The sequence below is a fragment of the Halogranum amylolyticum genome (assembly GCF_900110465.1).
Taxonomy (GTDB): Archaea; Halobacteriota; Halobacteria; order Halobacteriales; family Haloferacaceae; genus Halogranum; species Halogranum amylolyticum.
This window is the reverse complement of sequence record NZ_FODV01000005.1, coordinates 20901-39495: the sequence shown is the minus strand read 5'-3', so window position 1 is coordinate 39495 and position 18595 is coordinate 20901. Positions and strand designations below refer to the sequence as shown.

Here is an 18595-nt window from a genome sequence, read left to right as displayed (position 1 = left end):
ACCTGTAGCGGCGACTAACGGCGGCCGTACCCCCACGCCTCCATCACGTCGACGACGTCATCGACGTTCCGAAGCCCGGCTCTCACCACCGCCTCGCGGACGTCGAGCGACATCACGTCGTCGCCGCCGAACCGCTCGTCTATCTCCCGTTCCAGTTCGTCCAGCTCCGCCGCCGTCGTCTCGCGAACGTAGACGGGCAGCGCGTCGCGGTCTGCCTTCACCGTCCGCCGCGCGAAGATGAACGGGAGGTCGGCGACGCCGGACCCGTCCGACTGTGTCGCCGACTCGGCGTCGTCTATCTCGTGGACGGGGGTCGCGTCGCCTCCGTTACGACCGGTCGACGGCGACTCCTCGTAGCTGTCACCGCTCGACCCGTAGGTGTCGCCGGCCGAACCGTACCGGTCGTCTTTCGTCATCGAGCCACCTCCTCGGGCGTCGCCGCGGCGTCGACGCTCCCTTCCTCGACGATACGCGCGACCGCCTCGAACTGGTCGAGCAGGTCCTTCTCGTAGTCCCGGAGTTCGCGCGTCTCCGAGGACTCCGCGAAGGTGAACAGATCCATCTGCGCCTGCCACGCCTGTTTCAGCACGTCGCGCTTGCGGATACCGAACGGCGTGACCGGTTTCCCCTCACCCTCTAACTGCTCGCGCACCTCGCGGTAGATGTTCGAGTCGCCCACCTCGTTGGGGACGACCGCGACGATGCCCAGCCGAAAGTCCTCGTCGAACGTCTGGAAGCCGCGCTGCATACTGTCGAGCGTGTCTTCGAGACCGTCGATCGAGACGCTCCCCTTCCGGGTCAACTCGATGGGGATGACGACGTCGCGGGCGGCGACGAGCGCGTTGTCGACGAGCACGTTGAGCGTCGCCGGCGGGTCGATGAGGAAGTAGTCGTACTCCGCTGCCAGCGGCGCCAACGCCGACCGGAGGCGGAACTCTCGGAGGTTCGTCCCGCGGGCGGCCATCTCGCTTTCGATGTTGGCCAGTGCCTCGTGAGAGGGGATGAGGTCGAACGCGCCGGCGTCGACGACGAGGTCGCTCGCGTCGCCGTCCTCCGCGAGGAGCACGTCGCCGAGGTGGTCGCGGTCGCCGGTCTTCAGCTCGCCGTAGCCGACGTGGTCGGTGAGACTGCCGAGTTGCGGGTCGAGGTCGACGACCAGCACGTCGGCACCGCGTCGTCCGAGCGCCGCGGCGGTGTTCGTCGCCAACGTCGTCTTTCCGACACCACCGGATTCGCTCCACAGAGTGACAGCCCGTTTCATACGCCGGGTCTACCGTAGAACCCTACATAAAGTTCCGTCAGACACTCGTACCGGAGAGTACAGATAGAGAGATATCCAGACATTTCTCCAGACAGCTATCCAGCTATCTGTAGAGACAACCGAGAAATAGCAGCCCAATCGGTGAGACTTCGACTGTGGGGTCGTTACCGTCCCGTTCGGGGCTCACAGCGGAATGGTCGTCCCGACGTCCGCCTCGCTCGCGCGGTCGAGCAGCTGTTCGGCGGCCGCGGCGTCGAGCACCGCCGACCCGACAGAGTCGACGACGAGTATCTCGTCGGCCGTCGCTCGGCCGACCTCCCCCTCGAAGACCGCAGAGAGCGGGTGGAGGTCCTCGACCTCGAAGCCGACGGCCGCGAGGTCTCCGACGGTGACGGCCTCCTCGGGGACGTCGGCGAAGACCCGCGCCGCTCGCTCTATCGTCCTCGCGTCGAGTTCGCGCATCGACGGCGTGTAGGCACCGACGGCGACGACCAACGTCCCCGGTTCGAGCGCGTCGCCGTCGAAGACGGGATCGATGCTCGTCGTCGCCGTGACGACCACCGACGACCCTGCGAGCGCCGCCTCCGGCGAGTCGACCGCCGTCGCTTCGAGACCCTCCTCGCGGAGCGCCGCCGCGCAGGCCTCCCGCGAGTCGCTCGGCGAGTAGACGGAGACGCGTTCGACGTCCGTCGCCGCGGCGATCGCTCGCGTCTGCCACCGCGCCTGCGTCCCCGCGCCGACGACGCCGAGCGTGACCGGTTCGCTCGCCGCCAGATGCGCGGCCGCGAGACCGCCGATACAGCCCGTCCGTGCGTTAGTGACCCGCGTCCCGGCCATGTAGGCCGCCGGCAGCCCCGTCTCCGCGTCCGCCAGTGCGATCGTCGCGTTCACCGTCGGCAACCCCCGTTCGGCGTTGCCCTCGTGGACGCTCGCGAGTTTCGTCGCGAAGTAGGTCGCGCCGTGAACGTAGGCCGGCATCGTCAGCGCCGTCCCGAGCGGGTCGTCGCCAACGAGACCCCTCCCGATGGGGTAGTGCGGGCGCTCCGGGCGTTCGACCTCGCCGCGACCCTGCTTGACGAACGCCTCCTCGAGCACTGGGAGGAGCGACTCGAGGTCGAGTACGGCGGCGACGTCGTCGTCCGACAGGAACCGAACCATACTCCCCCGTTGCGCCGGGACCCAGTTAGCGGTTGTCCCGTGCCAACGTTTATCAGATGATGTGCAGTAGCTCCCCCATGACCGTCGTCGTCGTCGGAGGGGGGATCGTCGGACTCGCGAGCGCCTACTACCTCGCGACTCGCGGCCGAGACGTCGTCGTCTGCGAGAGGGGGACCGTCGGCGGTGGGAGCACCGAGCGCTCGGCCGGCGGGATCCGCGCACAGTTCTCGACGCCGGTGAACGTCGAACTCTCCGTCGAGAGCATGCGGGTCTGGGACCGCTTCGAGGCGGAGTTCGGCGTCGACATCGGCTACCGGCAGGTCGGCTACCTCTTTCTCGCTCGGACGGCGGCGACCGCCGAGGCGTTCCGCGAGAACGTCGCGATGCAGCGGGAGCGGGGCGTCCCGAGCGAACTGCTCGACCCCGAGACCGCCCGCGAGCACTGTCCGGCGTTGCACGCAGAGCAGTTCCAGGCCGCCACCTACTCGCCGACCGACGGCTTCGCCGATCCGTATCTCGCCCTCCAAGGGTTCGCGACCGCGGCCCGAGAGGCAGGAGTCGACGTTCGCACGAAGACGCCGGTGACGGCGATACACCGCGAGCGCGGCGGGGCGGGGCGAGTCACGGGCGTCGACGCGGGCGGCGAACACGTCGAGGCGACGCACGTCGTCGACGCCGCCGGCGCGTGGGCGGCGGACGTCGCCGCGCTGGCCGACGTCGATCTCCCCATCGCGCCGCGGCGCCGACAGGCGCTGGTCGTCGACCCCGAGACGCCCCTCCCGGAGGACGTTCCGCTGACGATCGACCTCGACACGGGGTCGTACTTCCGTCCCGAGCGGGAGGGGGCAGCCATCGTCGGCGGACACTTCGAGGCGACCGATCCGGACCAAGACCCCGACGACTACTGCCAGTCGATCGACCTCGAGTGGGCCGCGACGGCGCTCGAACGCGCCGCCGACTGTGCGGGCTACTTCGGTCCCGACTCTCGTATCCGACGCGGGTGGGCCGGCCTCTACGCCGTCACGCCCGACCACCACCCCATCGTCGAGGAGACAGTCCCCGGGTTCGTCACCGCCGCAGGGTTCTCCGGCCACGGCTTCCAGCACGCGCCGGCGACGGGACGGCTCGTGGCGGAACTCGTCTGTGACGGCTGCGCGTCGCTCGTCGACGTCGGCGACCTCCACAGCGACCGTTTCGTCGACGGGGAGAGTCTCGTCGAACGCAACGTCGCGTAGCGGTCGTTACTCGCCGATCTCGTCGACGGCGACGTTCACGGACTCCGGGAGGTCGTCGATGAGGACGACCGCCTCGCCCTCGATAGCCTGCGTGTCGTCTTCGGTGTAGACGTCGGTCGTCAGTCGGTAGCGGTCGCCGCCGAGATCCTCGACGATCTCACAGGAGGCCGTGGCCCGACTGCCGATCTCGACCGGTGCCTGGAACGAGAGATCCTGCGAGAGATACACCGTCAGCCCCGGGAGTCGAGCGAGTGCGGCGCTGACGAGTCCTGCAGCGAGCGCGCCGTGGGCGATGCGCCGCCCGAATCGGGTCTCCGCGGCGTACTCGTCTTCGAGATGGAGACGGTTCGTGTCGCCGGTGCTCGTCGCGAACCGTTCGACGTCCTCCCGACTGAGGGTCTTCGTGAACTCGGCGACGTCGCCGACGGCGACGCGCCCCCGCTCGAGACACCGACACTCGAATTCCCACTCGGGGTCTTCGAGCGCCGTCTCCGGACGGACGACGTACGTCGTCTCTTCGGGTGGTTTCGACGCTGGTTCGGGGCGCGCGTAGCGCGGAAGGTAGTACGAGAGGTCGGTCGTCGCGAGCATCCCGACGAGTTCGTCCCCGTCGGTGACCGGGAGATGTTCGATTCGCTCTTCGCGAAGCAGTCTCGCCGCCTCCGTGATGTCGTCGTCGTAGCCGACCGTGACTAGCGGTTCGGAGGCGAACTCCGAGACGGTCGTCGTGTCGGGGTCGGTGTCGGCAGCCAAGATGTGGGTGAGGTCGGATTCGGTGACGATACCCACCGGGTCGCTGTCTCGGCACACGATGAGTGAGTCGACCTCTCCCTCGACGAGTTTGACGGCCACCTCTCGGGCCGTCGCATCGGGTGCAATCGTCCGCACGTCGGCAGTCATAACTTCTGACACGGGGATGGAGACGAGCATCGTGTACGAAACGGAACACGTACTGGTATGCTCTTTGGGCGAAATATCGGAAAGAGCGTCAGGAGGGACTGTCCCGTTCTCGTAGCTTCTCGGGTGGGGTGCCACCAGAACCCGACACTGTGTATCTCCGTATGGGATTTATTCGCCGTCCTCCTCCGAGGGCGGCGCTCGCGGGTTACGACGAGACGAACGTCTCGATGCGGTCGAGCGCCTCTCTGAGGTCGTTCATCCCCGTCGCGTACGACACGCGGAGGTGGCCCTCGCCGCCGTCGCCGAAGATCCGACCGGGGACGACGGCGACGTTCTGCTCTTCGAGGAGCGCCTCGGCGAACGCCTCGTCGTCGCCGCCGCAGTGGGGGAACGCGTAGAACGCGCCCTTCGCCTCGAAGCAGTCCAGCCCCATCTCGTTGAACCGCGAGAGCACGAACCGGCGACGCCGGTTGTACTGCGTCCGCATCTCGACGACCTCGTCGTCGCAACTGCGCAGGGCCTCCAGCGCCGCGAACTGCGCCGTCGTCGGGGCCGAGAGCATCGAGTACTGGTGGATGCGGTTCATGGCGCCGATGGCGTCCGACGGACCGAGCGCGTAGCCGAGTCGGAGCCCGGTCATCGCGTAGGCCTTCGAGAACCCGTTGAAGACGACCGTCCGCTCGCGCATCCCGGGGAGCGTCGCGATGGAGGTGTGCTCTCCCGAGTACGTCAGCGCCGCGTAGATCTCGTCGGCGAGGACGGCGAGGTCGTGTTCCCGGACGAACTCGGCGACCTCCGCGAGGTCCTCGCGGTCCATCGTCGCGCCGGTCGGGTTGTTCGGATAGCAGAGCACGAGCACGTCGGCGTCGGCCGCGCCAGCCGCCTCGAGGTCCTCGTACGTGAGTTTGAAGTCGTTCTCCATCCGCGTCGGCACGGCGAGCGGTTCGCCGCCGGCGAAGACGACACCCGGGACGTAGGAGATGTACGACGGCTGGTGGACGGCGACGGTGTCGCCGGGGTCGACGAGTGCCCGCATCGCGACGTCGACGGCCTCGCTCGCGCCGGAGGTGACGAGGATCTCCTCGTCGGGGTCGTACGACTGGTCGTACCGGGTGACGTGCTCGGAGATGGCCTGTCGAAGGTCACGCCGACCGCGGTTGGCGGTGTAGGAGGTCTTCCCCCGTTCCAGCGAGTCGATGGCGGCAGACCGGGCGGCCCACGGCGCGCTGAAGTCGGGTTCGCCCACGCCGAGAGAGATGACCTCGTCTTTCTCCTCTGCGAGTTCGAAGAACCGCCGGATACCCGACGGTGGGACCTGCTGCACTCTGTCTGCGAGCTTCATGGTGAGACGGAGAGACGGTCGTCGTCGTCGCGGTCGCCGAACTCGATGCCCCGCTCCTTGTAGGTCTCCATCACGAAGTGCGTCACCGTCTGGGTGACCTCCGGGATCGGCGCGATCTGTTCGGAGACGAAGTTCGAGACGTCGTGCATCGAGTCGCCCTCGACGTCGACGGCGAAGTCGTAGTCGCCGCTGATGAGTCGCAAGGAGGCGACCTGCGGGAACTTCGTGATCCGCCGGGCGATCTCCTCGTACCCCGTCTCGCGGTCGAGTTCGACGTTCAGTTCCACCTCTGCCTGCACGTGCTCCTCGTCGACGCGGTCCCAGTCGACGACGGCCTGGTAGCCGCGGACGGTACCGTCGGCCTCCAGTTCCGCGATGAGAGACTCGACCTCCGCCGCGTCTCGTCCGATCTGACGTGCGAGGTCGTCGGTGTCTTCGCGGGCGTTCGACAACAGGAGGTCGAGGAGTTCTCGTTTCGCGTCCATACCAACCCCCTCTCCGTCACGGACAAAAGTGTTTGCCACCGCCGCAATACACGGCATGGCACGATACGAAACGGCGATTCGGTTCCGCGACCTGCGTCAGCGCTCGCGGAGACGCCAGTTCGCCTCGAGTCCGCCCCACGTCAGCGCGGCCAGCGCGCCCAGCACGACGGCGAACACCTCGGGAACCCCCATCCAGACGGGCGTGATGTACATCAGCCCGTTCAGATACTTCCCGGGGATGAAGTTCTTGACGGCGATCCAGAACTGGTCGCCGACGTTCCCGGTGCGAGAGTCGACGTCGGCCGACTGGGCGCTGGGACCGTTCGTCGACTCGTCGCCCGTCCCCAGTCGCTCCGCCTCGTAGGGGAAGGCGATGTTGACGTCCCAGACGATCTCGCCGTTCTCGTCGACCTCGAAGACGCGGTTGCCGTTCGAATCCGAGATCAGCGTGTGACCGTTGGGCAGGCGATCGGCGTCGCGGGGCCACTGCATCCGGGCGTCGCGCCAGATCCACGTCCGTTCCCACTCACCGTCGTCGGTGCGCTGGTACTCGAGGACGCGGTTGTTCTCGCTGTCGGCGACGATCGCCGCCGGGCCGCCGTTGCTTTCGTTGATGAAGTCGGGGTTGTGCTGCTCGTAGAGGACGCTGTAGTCGTCCTCCTCGCCGAGCGTCCACTCCTTGTCGAGCGACGTCGAATTCGGTTGCAGGAACACGACGCGGTCCATGTTCCGCGGACTGACCATGATGCGGCCGTCGTCGAGCACCTCGACGTCGTTGATGTGCGACCAGTCTTTCGGGAACTCGCCGCCGGTGTCCTCGGTGGAGAGCGATTCGGTGGCGTTCCAGCGCCACTCGACCTCGTCGGTCTCGGTGTTCACGACGAACACGCCGTCGAGGAAGATGTCGGCGACGACGAGATGCGTCTCGTTGAGGCGGTCGACGTCGTGGTAGCGAGTCGCCTCCTTCCCCGGCGTAGCGTGACCCCAGACCTGCTCGGACTCACCGGTCGAGAGGTTCACTCGCTCGACGCCGTTGTACGTACAGGCACCGGCCTCGCTGTGGACGTCGTAGTACGTGTCCCACGTCTCCTGATCGACGCCGTAGTCGCTCGGGTTCCACTCGGTTGGGCACTCCTCGGATTCGAGGTGGTCCGCGTAGGAGTACTCGACGGTCGCCTGTGTCCCCTCAACGGGGTCGACGTCCCAGTATCGGGTGTGGGAGTCGTTGTAGTAGAGAACGCTCCCGTCGGGGTTGAACGCGACCAGTTCGGCCAGGGCGCGCGGGCCTTCGCTTCGTTCGCCGCGCCAGGAGTTCGAGTCGGTGGCGACGACGGTGATGCCGTCGGCCTCGGGGGCGATCGGGTCGTCGGTGGTGACGTCGCCGTCGCCGGTCAGGTGTGACTCGAACGTCGTCTCGGACGACGACTGTGCGAACCCGTAACCGACGCCGACCACGGAGAGGACGATCACCGAGGCGAGGGCGATCCGAAGGTGGCGTTTGGAGATCCTGCTCATGTCGTCGTGTCTGCGTCGAAAACTGCTGTCGACTGGTGGCTCGTGTTCCGGTCCATCAGAGGAAGGGTACGAGACACCCAGGTTTGAGCGTTCTGTCTTAGTCGTTCGAGCGGGCCTTGTCGAACTGCTGGGCGGGGAGTCGAAGCTCCTCCAGCCCCGGCAGCGACTTCACGTTGTAGATGATCTTCAGTTCGTCCGTCTTCGGCACGCTGATGCAGGAGAGTCGAAGTCCGCGGTCGACCATCTCCTGCGAGAGGATGTGGTTCGAGGGCATCTCCACCTCCCCCTCGACGACGGCGATGGCGCAGTTCGCGCACGCACCGCCGCGACACGCGTAGGGCCACGGGTAGCCGCACTTCTCGGCCGCGGCGAGCAGGTTCTTGTCCGAGGTGAACGACAGTTGGCCGTAGTCCTCGGGATCGAGGTTCGCGTCGGCCGCCTTCTCGAATAAGTCGTCGTCGCCGAGGTCCCACCCGTGGTCCGCGAGCGTCTCGTAGTTGAGATACTCGACGCGGTAGCCCTCCTCCTGCTCGTCGTCTTCGTCCTCGTGGTCGGCATCGTCGGCGCCGCCGGCACCGTTAGTCGCCTCGTGTGCGGGGTCGTGGCCGTTCCGGCTGGCAGTGTCGTCGTTCGCTCGGTCCGCACGCTCGATCTCGAGCGGTTCGTCGGCGTGGCCGTCTTGGATCTTCTCGTAGGCCGTCTGGACCAACAGGAACTCGCGCGTCGACCCGCCCTGGTCGGGGTGAGCCTCCTTCACTCGCTTTCGGTACGCACGGACGACCTCGTCGTCGTCGGCGTCCGACTCGATGCCGAGAATCTCGAACGGAGAATCCACACGCGTGATTAGGGGGGGCGAGCCATAAATGCTGATTCATCGGCGACTGCTGCCCGCTCCCTTCCCGGTCGCGTCGACAGGGTAGAGGCAGTCACCCCTCCAGAACCGATTAGTCCGTGACGGTCCAAGGGACAGACGACCATGGTGACGATGGAGTCCGACTCAGAACTGACGCGCGGGGACGCCGCACCCGCGTTCGAACTGCCCGGAACCGACGGCGAGACGTACACGCTCGACTCGTTTGCGGACGAGGAGGCGCTGCTCGTCGTGTTTACCTGCAACCACTGCCCCTACGCACAGGCGAAGATCGACCTCCTGAACGACGTCGCCGCCGAGTACGACGACGTCGCCGTCGTCGGCATCAACCCCAACGACGCCGAGGAGTACCCTGACGACTCCTTCGAGACGATGCGCGAGTGGGTCGAGGAGGGTCGCATCCGGTACGACGCCTACCTGCGCGACGAGTCACAGGAGGTCGCTCGCGAGTACGGCGCGGTCTGTACGCCCGACCCGTTCCTGTTCGCCCGCGAGGGCGACGGGTTCGTCCTCGCGTACCACGGCCGCGTCGACGACGCGCTCAACCCCGACGACGACCCGACGGAGTTCTACATCCGTGAGGCCATCGACGCCGTCCTCGCCGACGACGACGTCCCGTTCGAGGATATGCCCTCCCGCGGCTGTTCGATCAAGTGGAAGAACTGAGAGGACGACCGGCCGACCCGAGCGTGTCTACTCGGCCGTCGACCGGACGTCTTCGAGGGCGTTCCGGGCGTTCTCGATGGCGGCCTCCCGCTTCGCCGGATACGCCTCGACCTTCGCACGGAGGGTGAGACCCGCCCCGCGTCTGACCTCGCCTTTGAACGCGGCCTGTTTGTCGAGCGTCAGGAAGAACGCGCAGTTGTCGTCGACGCGGTCGTCGAGTTCGTCCATGACGGTCTCGACGTCGGGGAGTTCGCTGAGTCTGGTGAGCACGTGGCGGATGTCGTCCGCGCGCTCGACGCGGGCCGAGAGGACGACGATGCGGTCGCCGTGGTGGCCGGCGTTCTCGACGCGGTCGATCTCGAACTCCTCGGGGAGGAACGTCCGGACCGCCTCGGTGACGCGTTTCTCGTCTTCGGTGGCGTAGCAGAACGTACGAAGGTCGATATAGTGAAACGGCACGCTCGACATGAAGAGTGCTACGAGGGCGGAGGGAAAAAGGCCTGCTTCTCGGGCGTCGCGTCGACGTCGGTTACGCTTCGTCGGCTTCGTCTTCGTCGGCGTCGACGTCGTCTGCGGCCTCGAGCTGGTCGGCGGCGATGCCGACCTCCTGTCCGTCGTCGAAGCTAACGGTGTAAGTTGCTTCGCCGAACATCGACTCCATCACCTGTGTGATGGTGCCAGTCTCGCCGTCGAACTCGCTGTGCTTGTCGTTCAGGACGACCTTGTCGTCTTTCTCGAAGCTCATACCCGACCTTCCGCCGCTCCGAATAAAAGGCCGATGATTCCCCTGCGGACGGCGTCGAAGCCTTATTTTTCCGTCCCCATCTAGAAGAGGGTATGTCACTCTCACGTCGTCTGCATCGCCGTCGACCACCCGACCGTCACGAGGAATGACGACCGTCGACGAACTCTGGTTCCTCGCGGACGAAGCGAGTCAACAGGCCGAACAGGCGTACCACACGCTCGACGACCGCCACGACGGGTTCGTCGAACACGAGCGGACGAACCGAGTGTCGCGTCCCCGGTTCCGCACGCTCGCGACGCGGATCAAGCAGTGCGGCGCGCCGTTCGGAGCCCACACCATCGTCTACCGCGACTCGGGCGAACTCCTCTTGGTCCGCCACGAGGGCGTCGACAAGTGGGTGCTCCCCGGCGGCGGCGTCAGGCCCGACGAGAGCTTCCGCGAGGCCGCCGAGCGCGAACTCGCCGAGGAGGCCGGCGTCGACGCCGACTACGACGGGTTGGCGATGACGACGCGCGTCAGCGTCGAGTGCGACAGCTACCGGACGTGGGGTGTCCTCCCCGTCTTCGAAGCGCGTGCGACGTCGTTCGAACCCACCGTCGCCGACCCCGACGACGAGATCTCCGCCGCCCGCTGGTTCGCCGACCTCCCGCCGGACACCCGCGACCGCGCCGACCTCGTCGCGTGGCGTCGACGGCAGTCGTGGTAGCTAAACGGAACCGGCGTCTCCCCCCAGATATGGGACTCATCAGCGTCTCCTGTCCAGCTTGCGGCGCGTCGACCTACCTGTCGCTCCCGACGGGGCGACGGTTCGTAACGGCGGAGCCGGGAGAAGGCGACGACCGGCGAGACGACCTGACCGAGACGACGGCGACGTGCGACAGCTGTGAGACGACGTTCCCGGTCGTTCACGGGCCGGAGCGGGACCGGTAGGCGTTCGGATCGATCATCGGTCGAACCGGGACCGGCCTCAGTCGGCCTGCGTCTGGACGCGGTGGTAGGGGGTGTGTTGGATCGACTCGCGGAGTTCGCCCAGCGAGTCGCCGCTGCCGCCGGTCATCGTCGAGACGACGGCGAACACCTCCTGTCTGGAGACCTTCACCCCGCGGTCCGAGAGGGCGTCCTCCGGGTTGGCGAGCAGTTCACGGAGCGTCCCGACTGCGAGGAGATACGGGATCCCCCACGCCGCGACGGTGTTGCCGTCGGTCAGCGGGACCGTCTCGAGGTAGGTCTGGGCGTCGTCGAGGAACGACCGGGCGTGTCGGGCCGTCCGCGCGACGACGTTCGCGGCCTGCGGTTCGTGTTCGGGAGCGACGACCTCGTCCTGTGGGACCCCCTCGTCGGCCAGCCAGTCGGCGGGGAGATAGACGTTGTTCTCCTCCTCGTAGTCGCTGTGGACGTCCTTCGCGATGTTCACCAGTTGGAGGAGGAGGCCGAACTCCTCGGCGGTCTCGTAGAGGCGGTTGCGACGCTCGTCGTCGATGTCGCCGCGCGTGACGAGGTTGGTGATGAGATTGCCGACCGTTCCGGCGGCGTAGTAACAGTACTCCTCGAGCTCTTCACGCGACTGGATGCGGAGCCCGTCGGTGTCGGCGTAGCGCTCGACGAACATCGCCATCCCCTGGACGAGTTCGCGGGCCGGCGGGATGACGGCCTCTCGGACGTCGGCCGGGAGTGCCTCGAACGTCCGGACGACACGCGTCGCGTTGATGACGACGTTCCAGTCCTCGGTGCGCTCTTCGGGGACGTACGGTTCGACGGCTTCGACGAACGCCTCGATGTCGGTGTCGTCGTCGGGGTCGAGCGCGGCGTCGTACAGCCGGAGAATATCTGCTTGGTCGGCCGGGGGGATGTGGCCCGCGTCCTCGACGGTGTCGGCGATCCGACAGACGAGATAGCCGACGCAGATGTACGACGACATCGGTTCGTCAAGCACGTCGACGGTCAGTGCGAAGGTGCGTGAGACGCCCTGTACTGACTCGTGGCACCACGCGAGGTCAGCCTCGTCGCCGGGCGGTCGGTCGAGTGTGTCTCCAGACATTCAAGTGAAAGGGCATTGGAATCGGGGGATAAAAAGTGTCTTGCCCACACTGCCTCTGTCGGTCACCATGAACCATGTAGAAAGCCTAAAGCAGTGAGGCCCGAACGTGGGGTTATGGACTTCAGCCTCTCCACTGAACAGAAGCAGATTCGCGACATGGTCGCGGAGTTCGTCGACGAGGAGATCAAGCCCGTCGCCGCCGACATCGACGAGACTGACGAGTTCCCTCGAGAACTGGTCGACGAGATGGCGGAACTCGGACTGATGGGGATGCCGTTCCCCGAGGAGTACGGCGGCGCGGGCCTCGACTACCACTCCTACGCGATCGGCCTCGAAGAGATCTCCCGCGGTTCGGGCGGACTGGGGACCATCGTCGCCGCCCACACCAGTCTCGCGGGCAACATGCTCTACGAGTTCGGAGACGAGAAGCAGAAGCAGGAGTATCTCACGCCGCTGAACGAGGGGACCGACGTCGGCGCGTTCGCGCTCTCGGAGGCCGGCGCGGGCAGCGACGTGCCGGCGATGACGACGACGGCCGAGAAAGACGGCGACGAATACGTCGTCGACGGCGGCAAACTCTGGATCTCGAACGGCTCTGTCGCCGATACGGTGACGGTCTTCGCGAAGACCGACCCCGACGCCGGCAGGAAGGGAATCTCCTCGTTCGTCGTCCGTCCGGAGGAGGACGACGGCTTCGTCGTCGAAGGGACCGAGGACAAACTCGGCGACAAGGGCTGTCCGACGGCCGAACTCCGCTTCGACGACATGCGCATCCCCGAGGACCGTCTGCTCGGCGAGGAGGGCGACGGGTTCGTCCACGCGCTGAAGACGCTCAACGGCGGCCGCATCACCATCGCTGCCCGCTCTATCGGCATCGCCCGCGCGGCGCTCGAAGACTCGCTGCAGTACGCACAGGACCGCGAGCAGTTCGAGCAGCCCATCTCGGAGTTCCAGGCCATCCAGCACAAGTTGGCCGACATGGACACGAAGGTCCAGTGCGCCAAACTGCTCATGCACCGGGCGGCGGACAAGAAGATCCGCGGCGAGCGGTTCATCAAGGAGGCCGCACAGGCGAAGCTCTACGCCTCCGAGATCTCCCGCGAAGTGGCGAACGAGGGTATCCAGATTCACGGCGGCTACGGCTACACGAAGGACTTCCCGGTCGAGCGCTACTACCGCGACGCCAAGCTGAACGAGATCTACGAGGGGACGTCGGAGATCCTGCGTAACACTATCGCCGCGCAGCTGCTCGACTAGACGGAACCTGTTTTCTGGAGCTCTTTTAGTCCCCAGTGGTGGAATATCCACCGGGTGTACGCCTCGGTCCACGCGGCGCGCGTCTCCACCGGCAGGTCGGCCTCCGTCACCTCGAAGATGGCCGTCGGGATGCCGAGATCGGCCCGCGCCTTGTCGGCGATCATCGCGAGGTTCTTGCTCATCGTCGTCGTGACGAACGCGTACCTCGGCTTTCGCGATTCGGGGACGTAGTTCTCGTTGAGGTACGCCGTCGCCTCCTCGGCGTCCGGCCCCATCGTCCCCCGCTGAGAGTGAAAGATGTTCTGCCCGACGTAGCCGTCGTCGTCCGCCTGGAACCCCATCGAACTGTGGAGGTCGACGAGCACGTCCGGGTCGTGGCGGACGATGGTGTACCAGATGTCGTGAGCGAGCTGCGTCTTCGGGGGCTTCCCGCGCTCGAACTGTCGGTTCAGGTCTCTCCCCTCCGGGTAGGTTCTGCTCTCACGTTCGACGGCCTGGACGTTCGCCGTCGGTAGCACGACCAGCGTACCGGCGTCGATCTCCCACTCGGTCGCGGCACTCGCCGTCTTCCAGCCGCTCACTTCGTCACCGTGGACGCCGCCGACGAGGAAGAACGTCGGCCCGTCCTCGGGCGCGTCGACGACGTACCCGACTCATCCGAACCGCGCCGACGGGGATGTCGAGCGTCCGGAGTGCATCGCCGACGCTCCGCGCTTGTTCTCGCCCTGACTCGGTGAGCGTGGGCTGGGTCCGACACGTTCCGAGTTCGACCGCGGTGCTGTCGGGTGCGGGGGCCGTCTCTGGAGGGGCGAAAGCGAGGACGTAGCCGCCGTCAGAGAGGTACTCGAAGCGCGACTGGCCACGACTCGTCGAGGTCGTCGTGTCCGTCGCAGTCGACGAGCCGGTCGGAGTCGTTTTGTCGTCGCTACCGGTACAACCGGCGACGAGGGTTCCAATCGCCGTCGCACCGACTGTCTGGAGGAGTGCCCGTCTGTTCATGATGAGGGGTGTCTCGTTCCGTCGAATCTCACGCGAAGAAAAAATACACTGTCGGATGCGTTTCCGACCAAACTGACGTTCGGCTGATGGGTGGCGGAGCCGTGTTAGTTCGACTGCGCCGTTCTGACTGCGTCGCCAGCGAACTCGACCTGTCCGGAGAGGTCGCGCTGCGGGAACGGGATCTCGATGCCCGCGGCGTCGAACCGCTCCTTGACGTTCTGGACGTACTCGGCGCGCGTCTTCACGAAGTCCGCGCGACTGGGGTTCGAGATCCAGAAGCGCGACTGGAGGCCGACGTAGGAGTCGGCGAGTTCGTTGAGACGGACCGTCGGTTCGGGTTCGTCGAGGATGTCGGAATGCTTCTCGGCCTCCTCGACGATGATGTCGGTCGCTTTGTCGATGTCGTCGTCGTAACCGATGCCGAAGACGAACTTCAGTCGGAGTTTGTTCTTGGCGACCGGGTTCTTGACGACGCCGTCTGTGAGCTGAGAGTTCGGCACCGTCAGCAGTTCGTTGTCGAACGTGCGGACGCGGGTGACGCGGAAGCTGATGTCCTCGACGATGCCGGAGTTGCCGTCCCACTCGATCCAGTCGCCGATGCGGAACGGTTTGTCGGTGAAGATGAACACGCCTGCGACGAAGTTGCCGATGACGTCCTGCATCGCGAACCCGACGGCGAGCGTGGCGGCCGCGGCCACCGTCGCCAGCGCGGTCAGGAAGTCGCCGAAGCCGGCGAAGCCGAACGCGATGGCGACGGCGACGAAGACGACGAGTACCCAGACGATCTTTCGGATCGGCTTCTTGCCGTGTTCGCCGAGCCCGCGAGAGTCGAGAATCCGATCGACGAGCGGGATAGTTATCGCACGCCCGACGAGGAAGACGGCGACGAACGCGGCGACGAACGCGAGACCCGGTCCGATGAGGTTCGCGATGCCTGCGCCGAGACCGAGATCGATCAGCCACTGGGTGATCGGGTCGGTTCCGTCCGCCTGCAGACTCTGCAGCGGTATCATCGCTTGTGCAGCACCGCCGTGTTGCCGCGCGTCTCGATCACCGTCGCGTTGACGTCCTCGGCTAGCTGCTCGGTCAGTTCCTCGACCGTCCCCTCCGCGCGCGCCGCGCGGTGGAACTTCACCTTCACCAGTTTCCGGTCTTTGAGTTGGTCGAACAGTTCGTCGCGCACGGCACTGATCCCACTCTTGCCGACCCACACCGTCACGTCGAGGTCGTGGGCCTGCTTTCGTAGCTCGTGTTCGTCCATGGTATCTCGGCTTAGGAGTGAGACGGTTTCAAGGTTGAGATTGCGAGATGCGTCCGCGAGACGGTGACGGCAGTCGAGAGTCGGTCTCGTCAGTCTCGATACGGGTAGCGTTTCAACTCGCCGCAGTCGCAGGCGACGACGATGTGACCGTTCTGCGTTCGAACGCGGGCGTTGACGCCGGGTCGGAGGTAGACGTCGCAGTTCGAGCAGGCGAAACGTTTGAACTCCCGCGGGAGACCACAGCGGTTGCGCTCGGCGATGCGACGGGCGAGACGGACGTACTCCCGCGAGCGGTCGAACTCCCTGTCCGCCGTCGCCTGCTTCGCCAACGCGTGTAACCGCTCGATACGCTCCTCGGCGATGCTCATTGGTCGTCTGTCTCGATGGGGGGTACGGCGCGTGATAGGCGTTCCGAACTGGGCGACGCCAGCGGGTGGGCGTCCGACGAGCTAGTCGTCGAGATAGCCGGATATCTTTCTGGAAATCTATCCATATTTCCATTCGCATCCGTCAACCGATCTTTCGGTCCGGCGGTGACGACAGCGAGTCGTCGAGGGGGTCGTCGTCGACGGACGAGCCCGTGCCGGTAGCCTAAAGCGAACCAGTCGAGAAGGCCGACCACATGCGGGTTCTCAACTATCTCGAACTGTCGTCGCAGCTCCGAGGCGGGATGGTGACGGCGACGAAGCAGCAACGGGCGGCGCTCGCGCGGACGGACGTCGAAGTGGTCACCACGCCGTGGCGGGGAGGCGACCCCGTCGCCGCGGCGGAACACCAGCTTCGTGGACGTGGCGGCTTTGGCGAGTACGACGTCGCTCACTGCAACCTCGTCGGCCCGGGGTCGCTCGCCGTCGCCCGCCACGCGAAGCGCCACGGGATCCCGCTCGTCCTCCACGCACACGTCACCGGCGAAGACTTCGCCGAGAGTTTCCGCGGGTCGAACTACGTCGCCGGCCCGCTCAAGCGGTATCTGAAGTGGTTCTACTCGCAGGCCGACCTCGTACTCTGTCCGAGCGAGTACACGAAGGGCGTCCTCGACTCCTACCCCGTCGACGCACCGGTTCGCCCGATATCCAACGGCGTCGACGCCGACTCGCTGGCGGGCTACGAGCAGTTCCGCGAGGAGACGCGCGAGCGGTTCGACCTCGACGGCGTCGTCGTCTTCGCCGTCGGCGAAGTGTTCGAGCGCAAAGGGCTGTCGACGTTCTGCGAGTTGGCTCGGGAGACCGACTACGACTTCGCGTGGTTCGGGACGTACGAGGAGGGGCCGCAGGCGTCGGCGATCGTCAAGAAGTGGACGCAGAACCCCCCGGAGAACGTCACCTTCACCGGGTGGATGGACGACAAGCGCGCGGCGTTCGGCGCGGGTGACGTCTACCTCTTCCCGGCGAAAGTCGAGAACCAGGGGATCGCCGTGCTGGAGGCGATGGCCTGCGGGAAGGCGGTCGTGCTGCGGGACATCCCCGTGTTCCGGGAGTTCTACACCGACGGCGAGGACTGTCTCATGTGTTCGACCCGCGAGGAGTTCTGCGAGGCGGTCGACCGCCTGGCGGCCGACCCCGACCTCCGCCGCCGACTCGGAGAGAACGCCCGGGAGACGGCAGCGGAACACAGCCTCGACCGGGTCGGCGAGCGACTGGTCGAAGCTTACGAGGAAGTCACAAGCGATTAAGTCTCGGTCGGTGAACCCTCGAACAATGGACGCGGTGGCAGCCTTCACGGACACGTATCTGCCGACGGTTAACGGCGTTACCTACACGGTGAAAACCTGGCGAGACACGTGGCGTGCCCGTGGCGGTCGGATGGACGTCGTCTACCCCGGATCGGACGACTACGAACCGGACCACGGCGAGTATCCGGTCCGCAGTCTCCCCTTCCCGTTCTACGAGGGGTTCAGACTGGGAGTCCCGCGTATCCCCGACGAAGTCGAGAACGCCGACGTCGTCCACGCGCACACGCCGTTCGCGCTGGGTCTCAGCGGTCTCCGACTGGCCCGACGCGAGGAGATCCCGTTCGTGGCCTCCTACCACACGCCGACCGGCGAGTACGCCGCCTACCTCACGTCGGTCGAATCGTTCGAGGACCGCCTCGAAGGGTTGAGCGAACGGTACGAGCGGTGGTTCTTCGATCACGCCGAGACGATCATCACGCCGAGCGAGGTGACCCGGCGCTATCTGCTCGAGACGGTCGGCGTCGACGCCGACGTGACGGTCGTCTCCAACGGCGTCGACGTCGGCCAGTTCGCCCCGGTCGACACGACGGCGTTCCGCGAGAAGTACGACCTCGACGGGCCGCTCGTGGGCTACACGGGTCGCCACGGCTTCGAGAAATGTCTCGGCGACGTCGTCGACGCCGTCGCCGAGGCCGACGTCGACGCGACGCTCGTGTTCGGCGGCGACGGGCCGGCCCGCGAGAGTCTCGAACGGCGGGCGGCGAACCGCGGCGTCGACGCGCGGTTCCTCGGATTTCTCCCTCGAGAGGAACTGCCGGCGTTCTACTCCGCGCTCGACGCGTTCCTCTTCCCGAGTCCGGTCGAGACGCAGGGGCTCGTCGCGCTCGAGGCCAACGCCTGCGGGACGCCGGTCGTCGGCGTCGACAGCGGCGCACTCGCCGACACCGTCGACGACGGCGTCACCGGCTACCACTTCCAACCCGGCGACGTCGACGGGTTCGCCGCCGCGCTCCGCCGGACGCTCGCCGAGCGGGGCCGACTAAGTCGGAACTGTCTGGACCGCAGAGACGGTATCAGCGTCGGACACGCGGTCGACGAACTCGCCGCCGTCTACGAGCGCGTCCGACGGTAGCGGTCGACGTCGCCTCGCCTGCTCGGAGCTATCTACTCGATCTGCGCCGTCGATAAAA

23 protein-coding genes are annotated in these 18595 nt (G+C 66.4%); 7 read left to right on the top strand and 16 right to left on the bottom strand.

The window, feature by feature from the left end; genetic code table 11:
* Positions 1-14: 14 nt before the first annotated feature.
* The 3 genes from BSG17_RS11155 to BSG17_RS11145 all read right to left on the bottom strand — a co-directional run bounded on the left by BSG17_RS11155 (position 15) and on the right by BSG17_RS11145 (position 2419).
* The gene (locus BSG17_RS11155; RefSeq protein ID WP_089824048.1) at positions 15-416 is read right to left on the bottom strand and encodes a DUF7970 domain-containing protein; all 402 of its coding nucleotides are present in this window, start codon (positions 414-416) and stop codon (positions 15-17) included.
* On the bottom strand, positions 413-1261 hold the full coding sequence (locus tag BSG17_RS11150; protein ID WP_089824046.1) for a ParA family protein: 849 nt from the start codon (positions 1259-1261) through the stop codon (positions 413-415). Before BSG17_RS11150 ends, BSG17_RS11155 begins: the two co-directional genes overlap by 4 nt.
* 183 nt (positions 1262-1444) lie before the next feature.
* Entirely contained in the window at positions 1445-2419 is a 975-nt protein-coding gene (locus tag BSG17_RS11145) for an ornithine cyclodeaminase family protein (RefSeq protein WP_089824044.1), read from the bottom strand.
* Between the two features lie 77 nt (positions 2420-2496).
* Between BSG17_RS11145 and BSG17_RS11140 the strand changes: the two genes are divergently transcribed.
* A complete protein-coding gene (locus BSG17_RS11140; RefSeq protein WP_089824042.1) occupies positions 2497-3654 on the top strand; it encodes an NAD(P)/FAD-dependent oxidoreductase in 1158 nt (385 codons plus the stop codon).
* Between the two features lie 6 nt (positions 3655-3660).
* On the opposite strand, the gene BSG17_RS11135 is transcribed toward BSG17_RS11140, so the two are convergent.
* The 5 genes from BSG17_RS11135 to fer form a co-directional block, all read right to left on the bottom strand.
* Positions 3661-4584, bottom strand: coding sequence for a CBS domain-containing protein (locus BSG17_RS11135; RefSeq protein ID WP_089824040.1), 924 nt, complete (start codon positions 4582-4584; stop codon positions 3661-3663).
* Between the two features lie 175 nt (positions 4585-4759).
* Complete coding sequence (locus tag BSG17_RS11130) at positions 4760-5896, bottom strand: pyridoxal phosphate-dependent aminotransferase (RefSeq protein ID WP_089824039.1); 1137 nt, start codon at positions 5894-5896, stop codon at positions 4760-4762.
* Complete coding sequence (locus BSG17_RS11125) at positions 5893-6381, bottom strand: Lrp/AsnC family transcriptional regulator (protein ID WP_089824037.1); 489 nt, start codon at positions 6379-6381, stop codon at positions 5893-5895. Before BSG17_RS11125 ends, BSG17_RS11130 begins: the two co-directional genes overlap by 4 nt.
* Before the next feature lie 96 nt (positions 6382-6477).
* Complete coding sequence (locus tag BSG17_RS11120) at positions 6478-7896, bottom strand: arylsulfotransferase family protein (RefSeq protein ID WP_089824035.1); 1419 nt, start codon at positions 7894-7896, stop codon at positions 6478-6480.
* Positions 7897-7993: 97 nt separating this feature from the next.
* On the bottom strand, positions 7994-8731 hold the full coding sequence (gene fer / locus BSG17_RS11115) for a ferredoxin Fer (protein ID WP_089824033.1): 738 nt from the start codon (positions 8729-8731) through the stop codon (positions 7994-7996).
* A 141-nt stretch (positions 8732-8872) separates the two neighbouring features.
* Here fer and BSG17_RS11110 point away from each other — a divergent pair, with 141 nt between their 5' ends.
* Positions 8873-9433, top strand: a complete 561-nt coding sequence (locus BSG17_RS11110) for a thioredoxin family protein (protein WP_089824032.1) — start codon at positions 8873-8875, stop codon at positions 9431-9433.
* Between the two features lie 27 nt (positions 9434-9460).
* Here BSG17_RS11110 and BSG17_RS11105 read toward each other — a convergent pair whose 3' ends face one another.
* A complete protein-coding gene (locus BSG17_RS11105; RefSeq protein WP_089824030.1) occupies positions 9461-9901 on the bottom strand; it encodes an RNA-binding protein in 441 nt (146 codons plus the stop codon).
* A gap of 61 nt (positions 9902-9962) precedes the next feature.
* Positions 9963-10178 (bottom strand): DUF1918 domain-containing protein, encoded by a 216-nt coding sequence (locus tag BSG17_RS11100; protein ID WP_089824028.1) that lies wholly within the window; start codon positions 10176-10178, stop codon positions 9963-9965.
* Positions 10179-10323: 145 nt separating this feature from the next.
* Here BSG17_RS11100 and BSG17_RS11095 point away from each other — a divergent pair, with 145 nt between their 5' ends.
* Both BSG17_RS11095 and BSG17_RS11090 read left to right on the top strand, forming a co-directional pair.
* Positions 10324-10884, top strand: a complete 561-nt coding sequence (locus tag BSG17_RS11095) for an NUDIX domain-containing protein (protein ID WP_089824026.1) — start codon at positions 10324-10326, stop codon at positions 10882-10884.
* A 29-nt stretch (positions 10885-10913) separates the two neighbouring features.
* The gene (locus BSG17_RS11090; RefSeq protein ID WP_089824024.1) at positions 10914-11108 is read left to right on the top strand and encodes a hypothetical protein; all 195 of its coding nucleotides are present in this window, start codon (positions 10914-10916) and stop codon (positions 11106-11108) included.
* A gap of 37 nt (positions 11109-11145) precedes the next feature.
* On the opposite strand, the gene BSG17_RS11085 is transcribed toward BSG17_RS11090, so the two are convergent.
* On the bottom strand, positions 11146-12216 hold the full coding sequence (locus tag BSG17_RS11085; protein ID WP_089824022.1) for a phytoene/squalene synthase family protein: 1071 nt from the start codon (positions 12214-12216) through the stop codon (positions 11146-11148).
* Positions 12217-12330: 114 nt separating this feature from the next.
* Between BSG17_RS11085 and BSG17_RS11080 the strand changes: the two genes are divergently transcribed.
* Positions 12331-13473, top strand: a complete 1143-nt coding sequence (locus BSG17_RS11080; protein ID WP_089824020.1) for an acyl-CoA dehydrogenase — start codon at positions 12331-12333, stop codon at positions 13471-13473.
* Here the strand turns inward: BSG17_RS11080 and BSG17_RS11075 are convergent.
* The 5 genes from BSG17_RS11075 to BSG17_RS11055 all read right to left on the bottom strand — a co-directional run bounded on the left by BSG17_RS11075 (position 13470) and on the right by BSG17_RS11055 (position 16101).
* On the bottom strand, positions 13470-14054 hold the full coding sequence (locus tag BSG17_RS11075; protein WP_089824018.1) for a M14 family metallopeptidase: 585 nt from the start codon (positions 14052-14054) through the stop codon (positions 13470-13472). The two genes, BSG17_RS11080 and BSG17_RS11075, sit on opposite strands and share 4 nt — an antisense overlap.
* 4 nt (positions 14055-14058) lie before the next feature.
* Positions 14059-14472: a histidine phosphatase family protein gene (locus BSG17_RS11070; RefSeq protein WP_089824016.1), complete on the bottom strand. Its 414-nt coding sequence runs from the start codon at positions 14470-14472 to the stop codon at positions 14059-14061.
* A gap of 104 nt (positions 14473-14576) precedes the next feature.
* Positions 14577-15485 (bottom strand): mechanosensitive ion channel family protein, encoded by a 909-nt coding sequence (locus tag BSG17_RS11065; RefSeq protein WP_089824014.1) that lies wholly within the window; start codon positions 15483-15485, stop codon positions 14577-14579.
* A complete protein-coding gene (locus BSG17_RS11060; RefSeq protein WP_089824012.1) occupies positions 15482-15733 on the bottom strand; it encodes a YhbY family RNA-binding protein in 252 nt (83 codons plus the stop codon). Before BSG17_RS11060 ends, BSG17_RS11065 begins: the two co-directional genes overlap by 4 nt.
* An 89-nt stretch (positions 15734-15822) precedes the next feature.
* Positions 15823-16101, bottom strand: coding sequence for a ribonuclease P protein component 4 (locus BSG17_RS11055; protein ID WP_089824010.1), 279 nt, complete (start codon positions 16099-16101; stop codon positions 15823-15825).
* 254 nt (positions 16102-16355) lie between these two features.
* Between BSG17_RS11055 and BSG17_RS11050 the strand changes: the two genes are divergently transcribed.
* Complete coding sequence (locus BSG17_RS11050; RefSeq protein WP_089824008.1) at positions 16356-17405, top strand: glycosyltransferase family 4 protein; 1050 nt, start codon at positions 16356-16358, stop codon at positions 17403-17405.
* Positions 17406-17430: 25 nt separating this feature from the next.
* On the top strand, positions 17431-18537 hold the full coding sequence (locus tag BSG17_RS11045) for a glycosyltransferase (protein WP_089824006.1): 1107 nt from the start codon (positions 17431-17433) through the stop codon (positions 18535-18537).
* Positions 18538-18595: the final 58 nt, after the last annotated feature.

What these genes read in the sequence shown, in the direction of transcription:
- BSG17_RS11155 (WP_089824048.1), bottom strand. Translation starts at nt 416, where the DNA reads ATGACGAAAGACGACCGGTACGGTTCGGCCGGCGACACCTACGGGTCG.
- BSG17_RS11150 (WP_089824046.1), bottom strand. Translation starts at nt 1,261, where the DNA reads ATGAAACGGGCTGTCACTCTGTGGAGCGAATCCGGTGGTGTCGGAAAG.
- BSG17_RS11145 (WP_089824044.1), bottom strand. Translation starts at nt 2,419, where the DNA reads ATGGTTCGGTTCCTGTCGGACGACGACGTCGCCGCCGTACTCGACCTC.
- BSG17_RS11140 (WP_089824042.1), top strand. Translation starts at nt 2,497, where the DNA reads ATGACCGTCGTCGTCGTCGGAGGGGGGATCGTCGGACTCGCGAGCGCC.
- BSG17_RS11135 (WP_089824040.1), bottom strand. Translation starts at nt 4,584, where the DNA reads ATGCTCGTCTCCATCCCCGTGTCAGAAGTTATGACTGCCGACGTGCGG.
- BSG17_RS11130 (WP_089824039.1), bottom strand. Translation starts at nt 5,896, where the DNA reads ATGAAGCTCGCAGACAGAGTGCAGCAGGTCCCACCGTCGGGTATCCGG.
- BSG17_RS11125 (WP_089824037.1), bottom strand. Translation starts at nt 6,381, where the DNA reads ATGGACGCGAAACGAGAACTCCTCGACCTCCTGTTGTCGAACGCCCGC.
- BSG17_RS11120 (WP_089824035.1), bottom strand. Translation starts at nt 7,896, where the DNA reads ATGAGCAGGATCTCCAAACGCCACCTTCGGATCGCCCTCGCCTCGGTG.
- BSG17_RS11110 (WP_089824032.1), top strand. Translation starts at nt 8,873, where the DNA reads ATGGTGACGATGGAGTCCGACTCAGAACTGACGCGCGGGGACGCCGCA.
- BSG17_RS11105 (WP_089824030.1), bottom strand. Translation starts at nt 9,901, where the DNA reads ATGTCGAGCGTGCCGTTTCACTATATCGACCTTCGTACGTTCTGCTAC.
- BSG17_RS11100 (WP_089824028.1), bottom strand. Translation starts at nt 10,178, where the DNA reads ATGAGCTTCGAGAAAGACGACAAGGTCGTCCTGAACGACAAGCACAGC.
- BSG17_RS11095 (WP_089824026.1), top strand. Translation starts at nt 10,324, where the DNA reads ATGACGACCGTCGACGAACTCTGGTTCCTCGCGGACGAAGCGAGTCAA.
- BSG17_RS11090 (WP_089824024.1), top strand. Translation starts at nt 10,914, where the DNA reads ATGGGACTCATCAGCGTCTCCTGTCCAGCTTGCGGCGCGTCGACCTAC.
- BSG17_RS11085 (WP_089824022.1), bottom strand. Translation starts at nt 12,216, where the DNA reads ATGTCTGGAGACACACTCGACCGACCGCCCGGCGACGAGGCTGACCTC.
- BSG17_RS11080 (WP_089824020.1), top strand. Translation starts at nt 12,331, where the DNA reads ATGGACTTCAGCCTCTCCACTGAACAGAAGCAGATTCGCGACATGGTC.
- BSG17_RS11070 (WP_089824016.1), bottom strand. Translation starts at nt 14,472, where the DNA reads ATGAACAGACGGGCACTCCTCCAGACAGTCGGTGCGACGGCGATTGGA.
- BSG17_RS11065 (WP_089824014.1), bottom strand. Translation starts at nt 15,485, where the DNA reads ATGATACCGCTGCAGAGTCTGCAGGCGGACGGAACCGACCCGATCACC.
- BSG17_RS11060 (WP_089824012.1), bottom strand. Translation starts at nt 15,733, where the DNA reads ATGGACGAACACGAGCTACGAAAGCAGGCCCACGACCTCGACGTGACG.
- BSG17_RS11055 (WP_089824010.1), bottom strand. Translation starts at nt 16,101, where the DNA reads ATGAGCATCGCCGAGGAGCGTATCGAGCGGTTACACGCGTTGGCGAAG.
- BSG17_RS11050 (WP_089824008.1), top strand. Translation starts at nt 16,356, where the DNA reads ATGCGGGTTCTCAACTATCTCGAACTGTCGTCGCAGCTCCGAGGCGGG.
- BSG17_RS11045 (WP_089824006.1), top strand. Translation starts at nt 17,431, where the DNA reads ATGGACGCGGTGGCAGCCTTCACGGACACGTATCTGCCGACGGTTAAC.